Annotated in this window: 17 protein-coding genes; 4 read left to right on the top strand and 13 right to left on the bottom strand. The window is 43.9% G+C overall.

Annotated features, from left to right (window positions below; translation table 11 throughout):
- Positions 1-241: 241 nt before the first annotated feature.
- The 3 genes from QAS77_RS00625 to QAS77_RS00635 are packed head-to-tail and all read right to left on the bottom strand — an operon-like array spanning position 242 to position 2,263.
- Positions 242-517 (bottom strand): ferredoxin-thioredoxin reductase catalytic domain-containing protein, encoded by a 276-nt coding sequence (locus tag QAS77_RS00625; protein ID WP_250868674.1) that lies wholly within the window; start codon positions 515-517, stop codon positions 242-244.
- Positions 518-553: 36 nt separating this feature from the next.
- Positions 554-1,768, bottom strand: coding sequence for an FprA family A-type flavoprotein (locus QAS77_RS00630; protein WP_305063771.1), 1,215 nt, complete (start codon positions 1,766-1,768; stop codon positions 554-556).
- 18 nt (positions 1,769-1,786) lie between these two features.
- Positions 1,787-2,263, bottom strand: a complete 477-nt coding sequence (locus QAS77_RS00635; protein ID WP_305063772.1) for a ferritin family protein — start codon at positions 2,261-2,263, stop codon at positions 1,787-1,789.
- Between the two features lie 286 nt (positions 2,264-2,549).
- Here QAS77_RS00635 and QAS77_RS00640 point away from each other — a divergent pair, with 286 nt between their 5' ends.
- On the top strand, positions 2,550-3,653 hold the full coding sequence (locus tag QAS77_RS00640) for an inositol-3-phosphate synthase (RefSeq protein WP_305063773.1): 1,104 nt from the start codon (positions 2,550-2,552) through the stop codon (positions 3,651-3,653).
- 91 nt (positions 3,654-3,744) lie between these two features.
- Here the strand turns inward: QAS77_RS00640 and afpA are convergent, their stop codons facing one another.
- The 8 genes from afpA to QAS77_RS00680 all read right to left on the bottom strand — a co-directional run bounded on the left by afpA (position 3,745) and on the right by QAS77_RS00680 (position 8,662).
- Positions 3,745-4,290 (bottom strand): archaeoflavoprotein AfpA, encoded by a 546-nt coding sequence (gene afpA, locus QAS77_RS00645; RefSeq protein WP_305063774.1) that lies wholly within the window; start codon positions 4,288-4,290, stop codon positions 3,745-3,747.
- 14 nt (positions 4,291-4,304) lie between these two features.
- Entirely contained in the window at positions 4,305-4,880 is a 576-nt protein-coding gene (rbr, locus tag QAS77_RS00650) for a rubrerythrin (RefSeq protein ID WP_305063775.1), read from the bottom strand.
- 51 nt (positions 4,881-4,931) lie between these two features.
- Positions 4,932-5,630: an FAD-binding oxidoreductase gene (locus QAS77_RS00655; protein WP_305063776.1), complete on the bottom strand. Its 699-nt coding sequence runs from the start codon at positions 5,628-5,630 to the stop codon at positions 4,932-4,934.
- Complete coding sequence (locus QAS77_RS00660; protein WP_305063777.1) at positions 5,631-6,260, bottom strand: flavodoxin family protein; 630 nt, start codon at positions 6,258-6,260, stop codon at positions 5,631-5,633.
- 15 nt (positions 6,261-6,275) lie between these two features.
- Positions 6,276-7,631, bottom strand: a complete 1,356-nt coding sequence (locus QAS77_RS00665) for a multiheme c-type cytochrome (RefSeq protein ID WP_305063778.1) — start codon at positions 7,629-7,631, stop codon at positions 6,276-6,278.
- Between the two features lie 162 nt (positions 7,632-7,793).
- Complete coding sequence (locus tag QAS77_RS00670) at positions 7,794-8,144, bottom strand: carboxymuconolactone decarboxylase family protein (RefSeq protein WP_250868664.1); 351 nt, start codon at positions 8,142-8,144, stop codon at positions 7,794-7,796.
- A gap of 52 nt (positions 8,145-8,196) precedes the next feature.
- The gene (locus QAS77_RS00675; RefSeq protein ID WP_442920351.1) at positions 8,197-8,412 is read right to left on the bottom strand and encodes a DUF2180 family protein; all 216 of its coding nucleotides are present in this window, start codon (positions 8,410-8,412) and stop codon (positions 8,197-8,199) included.
- Positions 8,413-8,425: 13 nt separating this feature from the next.
- Positions 8,426-8,662 (bottom strand): DUF2180 family protein, encoded by a 237-nt coding sequence (locus QAS77_RS00680; protein ID WP_250868662.1) that lies wholly within the window; start codon positions 8,660-8,662, stop codon positions 8,426-8,428.
- A gap of 495 nt (positions 8,663-9,157) precedes the next feature.
- Here QAS77_RS00680 and mer point away from each other — a divergent pair, with 495 nt between their 5' ends.
- Genes mer through QAS77_RS00695 form a run of 3 tightly spaced genes read left to right on the top strand, consistent with a single transcriptional unit; the run spans position 9,158 to position 11,699 of the window.
- Complete coding sequence (mer, locus tag QAS77_RS00685; protein WP_250868661.1) at positions 9,158-10,144, top strand: 5,10-methylenetetrahydromethanopterin reductase; 987 nt, start codon at positions 9,158-9,160, stop codon at positions 10,142-10,144.
- Entirely contained in the window at positions 10,144-11,175 is a 1,032-nt protein-coding gene (gene fpoF / locus QAS77_RS00690; RefSeq protein ID WP_305063780.1) for a F420H2 dehydrogenase subunit FpoF, read from the top strand. The genes mer and fpoF overlap by 1 nt, the downstream gene beginning before the upstream one ends.
- An 11-nt stretch (positions 11,176-11,186) precedes the next feature.
- Positions 11,187-11,699, top strand: coding sequence for a nicotinamide-nucleotide adenylyltransferase (locus QAS77_RS00695; RefSeq protein WP_305063781.1), 513 nt, complete (start codon positions 11,187-11,189; stop codon positions 11,697-11,699).
- 90 nt (positions 11,700-11,789) lie between these two features.
- On the opposite strand, the gene QAS77_RS00700 is transcribed toward QAS77_RS00695, so the two are convergent.
- On the bottom strand, positions 11,790-12,245 hold the full coding sequence (locus QAS77_RS00700; RefSeq protein WP_250868975.1) for an OB-fold protein: 456 nt from the start codon (positions 12,243-12,245) through the stop codon (positions 11,790-11,792).
- Between the two features lie 210 nt (positions 12,246-12,455).
- Positions 12,456-13,001 (bottom strand): adenylate kinase family protein, encoded by a 546-nt coding sequence (locus QAS77_RS00705; RefSeq protein ID WP_250868976.1) that lies wholly within the window; start codon positions 12,999-13,001, stop codon positions 12,456-12,458.
- Between the last annotated feature and the right edge of the window lie 7 nt (positions 13,002-13,008).

Raw genomic sequence — 13,008 nt, forward strand, 5'->3', positions numbered from 1 at the left:
GTGATCTTATGAATAGGACACAAAACACTGTTTAAATGAGTCCATTAATGACATTTTTTGTCATTTATCTATCATAAAACACATCCTTCTAAATATAGCTAACTATACTTACAGAAAATCAGAACCGACACATCACAAACCGATCAGGACAGCATCACGTACAAGTGACGTAAAAAGAAAAATGAAAGGACATATGCCCTTCAGACATTATAATTAAGATATTTCACAAGATATGCAGCCTTTACTTAATGTAAAGTCCACACTTACAGGAACCACGCATCTCCACATCACGAGTTCGAGCAGGACATGGACAGATGACCTTCTTATCCTTTTCCACATCTCCGGTCCTCTTCTGGCAGAAACAATACCATTCCCCATATTCACGTTTATTATTGCAGATACCCTTGACTGCGGTCGTTATGACATCATAATCAGGGTTCAGCCTGTAACCAGTAGCCTCTGCATTCTTCTTTGATTTATTATAGAATTCTTCTTCAAGTTCGCCTTCGAATTTCATTTATCATCACATCCTTGTTTTCAATTAAAGTCAATATCATTCAGACCGCTCCAATGCAAGCTCTGCAAGCCTGACACCGAGTTCTCGACACTCCTTAAGATCAGCCTCATATGGCCTATACTTTACTTGAAGACCCGGCTCAATTATCTCAAGCCCCGCAGATACCATCATTTCCTCAACATGCTTAACCGCACCGCCGCCCCATCCAAATGAACCGAAAGCAACAGCGCCCTTACCTTTAGGACGAAGCCCTTTAAGGTATGTAAGGAAACCGGATATTGTAAAGAACATGGTATTATGCATGGTCGGAGAACCAACAGCAATGACAGGAGATGACATGAGCTCACGTAACAGCATACTCCAGTCATTTTTTCGAAGGTGGAACAACTTGGCTTCAGCACCGCCTTCGGATATTCCCTCAACGATCTCCTTTGCCATTATCTCAGTACTGTTCCACATAGTATCATATATAACCAATACCTTTGGAACAGTTTCCCCTTTAGCCCATTTAACATAAGCGTCCACCACCCTCATAGGGTCCTTTCGCCATATGACCCCATGGGAAGGCGCTATCATATCAAATTCAAGCCCAAGTTCCGCGATCTTATCAGCATACTTGAGCACCTTGGAACCAAAAGGAAGGAGGATGTTCGCATAATATATCGCAGCATCCTCGATAGCCCCGCATTCCACCTCATCCTCGAACCTCACCGAAGTGGCGAGATGTTGCCCAAAAGCATCATTGGAGAACAGAATATGATCATCTTTCAAATACGTATGCATACTATCCGGCCAATGCAACATCGGGGTCTCGATGAACATAAGCGTGCGTGAACCAATATCAAGTTCATAACCAGTATCCACCATCTCGAAATCCCAGTTGCCACACCCACCGGATTCATAATGCTCATCAAGACCAGCCTTACCACGCTTAGTACAGAATAACTTCGCACCCTTTGCCAACTCCATGATAGCAGGCAGACCACTTGAATGGTCCATCTCCACATGATTACAGATGACATGATCGATCTTTGAAGGATTAACTATCCTGCGGATCTTCTCGATCATCTCCGGTGCAAACTCAGCCTTCACAGTATCTATAAGAGTTATCTTCTCATCGATTATCAGATAAGCATTGTAAGTACCACCTTTCGGAGTTGCATAACCATGGAAATCACGCAGGTTCCAGTCAATAACACCTACCCAGTAGATACCTTTTGCAACTTCGAAAGTATCATTCATAATTCCCATACCATTGACCCCGTCAATTCAGGTCTGCATCCTGAACTGTGTAGACGATTCGAGAAATCCATCTATAAGGTCATAATGACCTCTTTCGACCGAAGCAAGCTCCTTGAAAAACTTCTTCTGCTCAGCATCATCGGCCCTCTTAGAAAGCATTTTGTAAAGATCTTCGGTCTTTCTTTCAAGCCTCATAGCTGCAAGCAGGATACCGACCTCACCAAGATCATCAGTCATGAACTCTGAAGAGAAAGCACTCTTGAAATCAGGAGCATCAGAAGCAGTCTCGAGCAGAAGGACCTCACCTTCAAGATAATCGACCAGATATTGAGCATGCTTCTTTTCCTCTTCAGCAAGATAAAGGAACATATCCTTTGCAGCCGGATCAGAGGTATTCCATGCAAACTCAAGGTAAAAATCCCTACCCTGATCCTCAAAAGAGATGCCAAGTCTTACCGCATCTTCAATAGAATCTATACTCCCCAGATTATAGGATTCATTCAATGTGTCTGAAATAATATCATCTCCATGTATTTTTTCTTAAGCCAAACAAACGTAATAGCTACGCTTTAATTGATTTCGCCATCAATATAGAAACAAGATACCCTAAAAAATAAACAGTTGTCACAACTTAAAAACCTTTCTAAAACAAGCAACGACCTAAGAGCATACCCTATCCTAATAATTATTATATTAGAAACCTTTTTATTTACTGGTAAACATTAAGACATTGCATAACGATTATAGAATATACAGAGTCAATCGTTCACTTTAGTTAAGAGGAAGTGTTATGGACAAGATAAAAATCGCAATCGCAGGACTTGGCAACTGTGCCAGTTCACTGATCCAGGGCCTTGAGTACTATAAAGACAAAGAGGAAAAAGATGCGATAGGACTTATGCATTGGGAGATAGGTGGGTACAGACCTTTTGATATTGAAGTAGTCGCAGCATTTGACATTGATGAGAGGAAGGTAGGAAAGGACGTATCAGAAGCCATTTTTGCACATCCAAACTGTACGACCGTATTCTGTCCAGATATACCAGAGACCGGAGTAAAGGTCACAATGGGAAACATCAAGGACGGTGTGTCCGAACACATGATGAACTACGAGGACCAGTACAGGTTCATTCCAGCAACAGAACCTGAATCTACAGAAGAAGATGTCGTATCCATTCTAAAGGACTCCGGTGCTGAGATACTTTTGAACTTCCTCCCAGTAGGATCTGAAGAAGGAACAAAGTTCTACGCACAATGCGCACTCGATGCAAATGTCGGATTCGTCAACAACATGCCAGTATTCATTGCGAGCAACCCGGAATGGGCACAGAAGTTCGCAGACAAGGGAATTCCAATAATCGGCGATGATGTCAAAGCACAGCTTGGTGCAACCATAACACACCGCACACTTGCAGACCTTTTCAATAAAAGGGGAGTTAAACTGGAGAGGACATACCAGCTCAACACCGGCGGCAACACCGATTTCCTCAACATGCTCAACCGCGACAGGCTCTCTTCAAAGAAGACCTCAAAGACAGAAGCGGTCCAGTCAGTCCTTTCAGAAAGGCTCGAAGATCACAACATCCATATCGGACCAAGCGATTACGTCCCATGGCAGCAGGACAACAAGCTATGTTTCCTGAGAATGGAAGGAAAGCTCTTCGGAGATGTACCAATGAACATCGAACTTCGCCTTTCGGTCGAAGATTCACCCAACTCCGCAGGAGTTGTCATTGATGCCATACGCTGCTGTAAACTTGCACTGATCAGAGGAGTAGGTGGAATTCTATATTCACCATCCTCATACTTCATGAAACATCCACCTCAGCAGTTCACTGACGATGTGGCACACCTCATGACAAATGAGTTCATAGAAGGCAAAAGAGAGAACTAAGCTGTTTTAAAATCGATTCTACAATATATACAGAATATTGTCAGAAATAAAATAATAAAATGATGGAACTTCCGGAACTAACCGGAAACCATCACTTGTTTTCCACGCCGAGTATCTTGTAAATATCTTCCGGCTTTTCGACGAGCGTTATATTTTCCATCTGTGCAAGTTTCTCAGAATTGGAAACATCTACTTCACGCATCTTCAACGTCATCTTCTTTCCACTGGGTGCATACGTATCCACAGTCCCGCGCTTCTGGTCAACTGCAAGAATATAGATAGGCGTATCTCCTTTTGCGGTCTGTGCAACGACATTCGTAACAAGCGTATCAGCGATGCCGTGAACGATCTTGGCCACACTGTTAGCCGTTGCAGGTGAAATGATCAAAGCATCATAGTGCCCTACCTGAAGTGGACCTGCAATGAAAGGAGAGTTCGGACCCACACCAGTCTTGATATTCGGAAAATCCCTCTGAATATCATCCCAAATACGATACCATTTCATAACGGTCTCACCCTCTTTTGAAAGGAAGACCATGAACTCAAGATCAGTATGTTCCTTAATGTCCTTCATAACCTGATAAGTTTCAACTATCTGGTCACCTGAACCTGTAATACCCCATGCAATACGTTTCATATCATAACCCCACATCAGTAGTTCTCTGCCTTGACCTCGAAATAACCTCTCGGATGATCACATGCAGGACATTTTTCAGGAGCTGCAGGACCTTCATGAATATAACCACAGTTGCGACATCCCCATGCAACAGTACCATCCTTTCTGAATACCATTTCGTGATCCAGATTGGCAGCAAGTTTTAGATAACGCTCTTCATGTCCTTTTTCTGCAACAGCGATATGCCTGAACACAGAAGCGATCTCAAGAAAACCTTCAGTTTCAGCGATCTCGGCAAATTCCGGATACATAGTAGTATATTCGTAATTCTCACCAGCAGCCGCAGCTTCAAGATTATCCCTTGTACTTGATATCACGCCTGCAGGAAAAGAAGCTGTGATCTCAACATTTCCGCCCTCAAGGAACTTGAAAAGCCTCTTTGCATGTTCCTTCTCATTATCTGCGGTCTCAGCGAAAATAGCAGATATCTGATTATAACCTGCTTTTCTGGCAACTGAAGCAAAGTACGTATACCGGTCCCTTGCCTGTGATTCGCCTGCAAAGGCTTTCAATAGATTCTTTTCAGTTTCAGTTCCTTTGATACAACTCATTAGTATACCTCGTTTTGTTAAATTTCGAACAACATCATCAATAAATACTACTTAGAATCCCACAAGTGCTTCTTTCTTGATCTGTTCTTTAGGAATCCCCATATTAAGAAGTAGTTCTTCAACGGACTTCATCATTGGAGGAGGTCCACAGACATAGACCGTACGTTCCATGATATCAGAAATATAGTCCAATACCATTGGTTCACATATACGCCCCGTACAACCCAGCCAATCAGTACCGGCACGTGTCAGCGTATGTACGACCTTCAGATTAGGATGTTTACTAGCCATTTCATCCAGCTCATCCCTGAACGCAATATCATCCTCCACCTTATTGCTATCAAGGAACACAATGTCCGTACCAGTCTTACTATCGCTGCAATACCTGCATATACTGATCATAGGAGTAATGCCGATACCACCGCTTATAAGGGCGATCTTATTATACTCCCCTTCAAAAGTGAACCTGCCATTAGGACCGTTGATAATAAGAACATCACCCGGAACCATTGCATCGAGTACATCAGAGTATTCATGCCCGGTAAGTTTTTTAGTGAACTCCAGATAATCATTCTCAGTAGGACTACTGGATATTGTGAAGGGCTTACGCTGCATTTCGCCATTTACGGGAATACTAACAAATAAATACTGTCCGGCCTTGTACTCAAACCCTTCGGGCCTTTTGAAACGGAAACTTTTCACATCGTGTGTCTGTTCTATAATTTCAGTGATAGGGGCTTCGAATTCCACTTAAATATCCTCCGAGGGTACTTTTTTTAACATTTGAGCTGTCTGAATAAGTCTGCGAACGGTCTTTCGCATACTTCTTAATCCTTCATCATCCACCTCAATACCTTCTGCACCTTTATCCTGTGACCAGAACGTGCCTCCGAGATTGGAACCGAAAGACCCACCGGAAACGGGGATCATTTCGCTGATGATATAGAAATTATGTATAACCTGTAAAGCCGGTTCCTGCCCGCCCACACGGTCACCGCCATCGGCCATTCCAGCACCCACTTTGTTCATAAAGACCTTAGGGTCGCGGGCAACAACTGCACGACACCTATCCATTATAGTCTTGGTCTGTCCACTGACCGTACCCTGATATACCGGACTGCCTATGATCCAGGCATCCGCCCACACCATTTTATCATAAAGTTCCACAATATCATCTTTGTGGATACATCCCTGTTTTGTCCTTACACAATAGTCACAGTGGATACAGAATTTCAGATCCTTACCTTTAGCGGAGAAATATTCGACCTCCACATTATACTTCTCCTCAGCATATTCCAAGGCAGCCCTGACCATTCGATCAGTGGCTTTTTTTCGAGGACTGCCCGATATCCCAAGCAGCTTTATCGCATTATCAGACATATTAATTCTCCAATATCATTTGAGGATCCTGCCAACACAACCCGCTGCGATCAGTGAAAATATAAGCAATATTGCACCAAATCCCGGTGTTGACCCTGAAGGCACTTCAGCATCCCCATTGATAGAACCATAGGCTTTTACCATATCGATCACAGGAACTTCATAAGTACCCTTGCCGAACAGTTCATCAACAATACTCTGAGGTGCGGAGCGGTATAATAGTTTTGCTTCAACGAGAATAGGATCCACAGCATCCTCCGGCATAACGAACGAATGGGATTCGACCGCCGTATCCCCCGGAAGTATTCGATTATCGGAAACGATAGCCTCAGCTTCCCATAGTTTAGTTGTCACACCCCCATCAACATCGGAAAGGACCGTGTGATAGATAATGCCATCTTCGATATCCCCCTCACCATCAAGCGTTCCAGAACTGTATAATAGTAGTCCATCTGCATCCGTTACTGTGACAGATACCCACATCTGCCTTATTTCAGAGATCCCGGTCGGCAGTTTATGACCGGCACCGGAATTGGTAACAGAGACTTTGATCGAAACATCTTCACCGGAAATTGCATATTCTGGTACGTCCACTTCAAGGGTTGCAGCCTTTTGAAGCCTTTCCACAGCAGCATCACCGGCTTTGCCATCACTTAGGAGATTAAGCATGAAGTAGTTCCCCCCGACGATCTCATGTACAGGAATATGGCTCCTCTTAGGAGAACTGGAAGCGGATCTACCCGGAGCTGCTTCGAAATGGGTTATACCCGGACTCATGTGGCAATCCTGACATACCACACCTTCTTCTGCATAAGAGCTCTCAGACCAGGAAGTGTAAGTATCATCGAGAGGCAGATCATTGAAAGGACTGTTCACATTATGGCACATACCGCAGTATTCAGCTTCCATATACAGACCATTGAACTCGGACCCATGGAAAGCCGAAGGCGCATCATCAAGCGAGCCCCATTTTACATCGCCAGGACTTGAAACGAATCCACCGTCACCAATACCTGCACTTTCGGATACGGTGTGACAGAAATCACATTGAACACCTTCCGAGGCCACATCACTTATCATGGAGCCATCGATGGGAGGAACTTCACCACTGACAACACCGATAGGGGTGTGGCAGCGGGAACAGAATTCATCGGTCTGACCATTGGTATCTTCACTTGCAAGCAGAACCTCTTTTTGGTACAGAGGGTCAGAATAAGCATACGCATGCATACTGCTATCCAGCTGACTACGCAATATAGCATGGCAATTCGCACACTTTGAATTGCTCACGAAATCTTCAGAGCTCAACTCACCAAATCCTGTCGGCTCAACGGCTGAGGCAGTACATGTGATAAACAGGATCGTAGCCACAAATAATAGAAAGGTCAAACATAAATGAATGGACTTTATATGAGAAACCCCCGTGAGATCATTTAAAATGAATGAACAAGGGAACAAGCTAAAAAAGGGGGTCGTGAGAACACATACGACCCATATGGCATTGTGCCCTTATTCTTCAACCGAACGGCTGAGTTATTTCAACAGCTTTAACGCATCACGGCATGCTGCCACAGCGGGTGCACCGGATGTTACGGAGATAACTTCCATAGTTTCCATGATCTCCTCTTTTGTCGCACCGTTCTTCAATGCACTTTTCATCTGTGCCACCGTACAGGCTTCACACTGCTTGGAAGCCACAACGGCAAGTGCCATCAATATTTTCACTTTTGCTGGAAGGGCACCATCTGTCAGGATCTTATGATCGCAGCGGGTGTACTTCATTACGAAATGAGGATCCAGTTCATGTAATGTCTCAAGTATCTGAGGTGTGAACCCCATCTTCTCACCAATATCGTCTATTACTTTTCTGCTTTCTTCGCCCATATTATACCACTCCCTAAGTAATTAATCTATAAATTTATCAGCATCAATGCGATCAGTCAAAGGCATCAACGATCGTGTTGCTCAGGCAGTAGTTGCACAGGATCTTTGAAAGGCCGTTGTGCATACGTTTGGTATGTGGTGGTTTCCCTGCTGAGACCGAAAGAATAAGCTCTTTTGAGTGGTCCACACAAAGTCCTTTTCCACATAATATACAGACAGCCGCAGATTCAGTGTCTTTGCCTTCTTCCATACAATCATAACATTTCATCATGGTATCCACCTCACTGGTTCCCTATTAGAGCATCATGGCATGGTGTGCACACTATCTTGAGCATTGGCTGCATGTCCTTCAGCTTACAGGAATCGCCCATACAGCTTAGCTTGATATCATATTCCCCATCCCATTTAGGGATCTTTTCACGCATTAGATGGTCTTTACAAACCCCTCTGCCACATACGATGCAGATGCCTAAAACATCCGAGTCTTTTCCGTTCTTTGCACATTCATAACATTTCATTCGATCACCCAACGTATTCTTTCGAAAAGGTGTTTGTCTGTAAATCGTTTCAACGGACATATAGGACAAAATCCCGAAATCATCAATTTGTACATATTCCCAGCAAATATTCGATTATTATTGCTATTGGAAATGTGCAGTGAGGAATATTTAAAGAGTTGCCTGAAAAATGCATCAGATAACCCTGAATTCCCACTTTATTGAATGATAGCCCCCGGCAGTCCCCTTGAATTCCATAGATGGATCCATTACTACTCTTAAAAATAGGTTAGATGAATATTTATGCATATCGGTATTTCAAAAGTGACAGAAGAGCATTGGTATGAGAGAGCGGTGAAACATATAGGAATAAAGAGAAAATCCCACATATCTTAAAGGAACATCAGAAACAGAATATAAGAATAGCAGGGGTAATGTTGCCCATTCGGGATAAACCAATAAGGTTTTAATATATGCACGTAATCCTGAATAACATTATTAAATTGGAGGATTTAAATGACATTCGGAATAGAATTCGTGCCAAATGATCCAGTGCTTAAGATCGCACATTACGCAAAGCTCGCAGAACAGCAAGGATTTGACAATGTGTGGATCACTGACCACTACAACAATCGTGACGTTTACTCAACACTGGCAGTTCTTGCCATGAACACAAACAGCATCAAGATCGGTACCGGCGTTACAAACCCCTACACAAGGAACGCAGCTATCACAGCTTCAAGCATTGGTGCAATTAACGAGATATCCGGCGGACGTGCTATCTTAGGTCTTGGCCCTGGCGACAAGGCAACCTTCGATGCAATGGGAATTGAATGGGAAAAACCACTTACCACCACAAAGGAAAATATCTCTGCGCTTCGCTCATTCTTCGCAGGTGAGAAAGTAACAATGGACGGAGATATGGTCCAGTTCGGCGGTGCAAAGTTAGCATTCAAGACCGGTGACGTACCTATATACATGGGTGCACAGGGTCCAAAGATGCTCGAGCTCGCAGGAGAGGTCGCAGACGGTGTACTTATCAATGCATCACACCCAAAGGACTTTGAAGTAGCAGTAAAACAGATCACATCCGGTGCAAAGAAAGCAGGCAGAGATCCAAAGGACGTTGATGTTGCAGCATACGCATGCTTCTCAATTGACAAGGATGCTGCAAAAGCAAGAAGCGCAGCAAAGGTCGTTGTTGCATTCATTGTTGCAGGTTCACCTGACATGGTCCTTGAGCGCCACGGCATTGATGTCGCTGCAAAGACAGACATCGGCGGAGCTATCGCAAAGGGCGACTTCGGAGCACTCATGGGTGACATGGTCACAAACAACATGATGGAATCATTCTCCATATCCGGCACACCGGACGACTGTAAAGCAAGGATCAATGAATTGCTTGACATCGGTGTTACTCAGATCGTTGCAGGTTCACCTATCGGACCTAACAAAGAAAAAGCGATCAAACTCATCGGTAAGGAGATCATCGGTGGGAACTGATGGTTTATCCTAAAATTATGGACGTCATTAAATATGACGTCTGTACCGCTTGTGGGGCATGCGTTTCAGCATGTCCTGCCGGTGCAATAACAATGGGTGACAAGGCAGCGGAGATCCGCGACCCCGACAGCCTCGAACTGTACACACATGGTGCTGCCCCTAATGTATGTGAGGGATGTCTTACATGCAGCAGGATCTGCCCGGTCGTTGACGGTTACTTCGAGGACGAGTTCGCTAACGTCAGAAGCTTCCTTGCCGCAAAGAGCAACATTGCCGGTCAGGACGGCGGTGTTACTTCCGCTATTGCACGATCACTCCTTAGACAGGGTGAGATCGACTGTGTTGTCGGTATCACCAGAAATGAAAAATGGGAAACCGAGCTTGAACTCTTCACAAGTGCAGAAGATGTCGAAAAAGCAAAGGGTACCAAATACACATACGATTCAGTCCTTTCAATACTAAGAGATCCATTCAACAAGTATGAGAAGATTGCTGTGATCGGAGTACCATGCCAGGCACACGGTGCAAGACTCATTTCAGAGAACGTAAACGACAAGATAGTCCTTATCGTAGGTCTGCTCTGCATGGAAAGCTTCTACCAGGAAGTCATGACAGATAAGATCATACCTGAGATAATGGGCGTCAAAGCCGAGGATGTTGTCAAGATGGACTTTGGCAAAGGTAAGTTCTGGGCATACACCAAAGATGGTGAAGAGCACAGCGTGCCTATCGCAAAGGTTGCCCCTCATGCAAGGAACCCATGCCACCACTGTAATGACTACACATCAGTCTTTGCAGACATAGCAGTAGGTTCAGTAGGCACACCAGATGGCTGGAACTCTGTACTTATACGCACCGATGCGGGTGAAAAGTACTTTAAAATGGTCGAAAGTGAACTTGAGTTCATGGAAGATCCAAAGCCGGGAATGTTCCTTATTGAGAAACTGACGAAAATGAAACATGACAACAACTCTGCACACTACCTAGAAGTGTGTGAGAAATTCTCATTCGATGATGGCGGTTTCCGTTAACGTTGTTGAGCATGAATATGAAAAGGGCATTTTACATTGGGCGCTTCCAGCCATTCCACCTGGGCCATCACTCCGTGATAACCAGCATCGCCGAAGAGGTCGATGAACTTATAATAGGAATAGGAAGTGCCCAAACAAGCCATGAACTGAATAACCCATTCACTGCTGGTGAGCGAGTTCTGATGATAAGGCATGCTCTTGAAGACATTGACGTTCATTTTTATGCATTGCCCATAGACGACACACTACAAAATCCAATATGGGTCTCTTATGTGACGTCCAGAACGCCACCCTTTGATACGGTCTATACCAATAACCCTCTCGTCATAGAACTTTTTGAAGAGACAGGAGTTAAAGTAAAGCAGCCACCTATGTACCACAGGAACGAGTATTCAGGTACAGAGATACGCAGACGTATGCTTGAAGGGGAAGAATGGAAACATCTTGTACCGGATGCAGTTGCTGATGTTATCGAAGAGATCAACGGTGTAAGACGCTTAAGACGCGTTGCAGGCACGGACTGAGCCTTAATATTTAAAATGAAAAACGATGGTGAAAACACCATCAAATAATTGTATTCCTGAATCTGTTTTGAAAGAATTTATCCTACACCCTTAAACAACAAGGGAAGCTTCTTCTATCCAAAGACCAACATTATCCTGGTAGCGTGTTATCCTTCCAACATAAGTGATCTCCTGACCTTTTATGACCTGTGAAACAGCATCATTCTGATCCTGACTGAAAGTTACACCTGCGTCAGAAAGAGAATCCGGACAGTGCTGAACCTGAACTGTATATGAGTTACCATTATTAGTAATAGCAAATACGGTCCCCGTCCACTGAACGAAATTACCTTTGTATTCTTCATCGATCAGAGTTGCGATCTCATCCTGAGTAACTTCAGGATTGCAATAAATAATACCAAGATCATCAAATGATGTACTCACCACATCTACACCAAGATCTTCTGCGACCTCTGATACCTCTTCAGTATCACCTGAATCAGAACATCCGGATACCACCAACACTGCCATCAACAACAGAACAATTCCTATTTTTATGAATCTCATACTATACTCCTTTATGAAAATATAATTAAAATATGTAGTAAGCATATTTACATTTAACCAAAGAGCAGCTATAAAATTTATAGAGATCGTATGTAAATGAAATATGGTGCCAACTAACAATTTCTGATGTGTCTAGAACGAGAAAAAGATGAAGAGTTGACAGAACAGAATATTACGGCTTCACACCCGACAAAAAAATAAGATGAGGTATCAGAATATCTCCCCACTCCAGTCAAAGGAACCGGGCATATACTTTTGGTAAACCTCGGAATCGTCACCTGACAGAATACCCGATATAATTTCCTCCACATCAGTCACCACATCTTCTGCCATTCTTCCGGTAGTATCAAGCTCATATACTTTCTGACACCATTCCACAGACTCAACCAATATAACGTCCAGACATTCAGCCTCCACATTCTCTTCTATCTTGGCATAGGAATAATTGCGCAGCCTGAGACGTTCCCTAAGATCTGAGGGAGCAGTACGCAGAACTATGACCACATCAGCAATGTGATGGGCCATATGACTATCGATAATGTTCACCCCTTCATCATCACCGGCCAGCTCACAGACACGGGAGAACACGCGGTCCATATCCGCAACCAGTGTATCCCTATCCTCATCCACCTCAGAATAGAGGCATTCATCTTTGATCAGGTCGGTCAGGTAAAGCACATTATAGCCATGCTCCTGAAGAAGCCTGCTAACAGACGTTTTGCCAGTACCCGGAGTTCCGGTCAGTCCAATTATCATATTCAAA

The organism is Methanococcoides sp., assembly GCF_030594565.1.
Taxonomy (GTDB): Archaea; Halobacteriota; Methanosarcinia; order Methanosarcinales; family Methanosarcinaceae; genus Methanococcoides; species Methanococcoides seepicolus.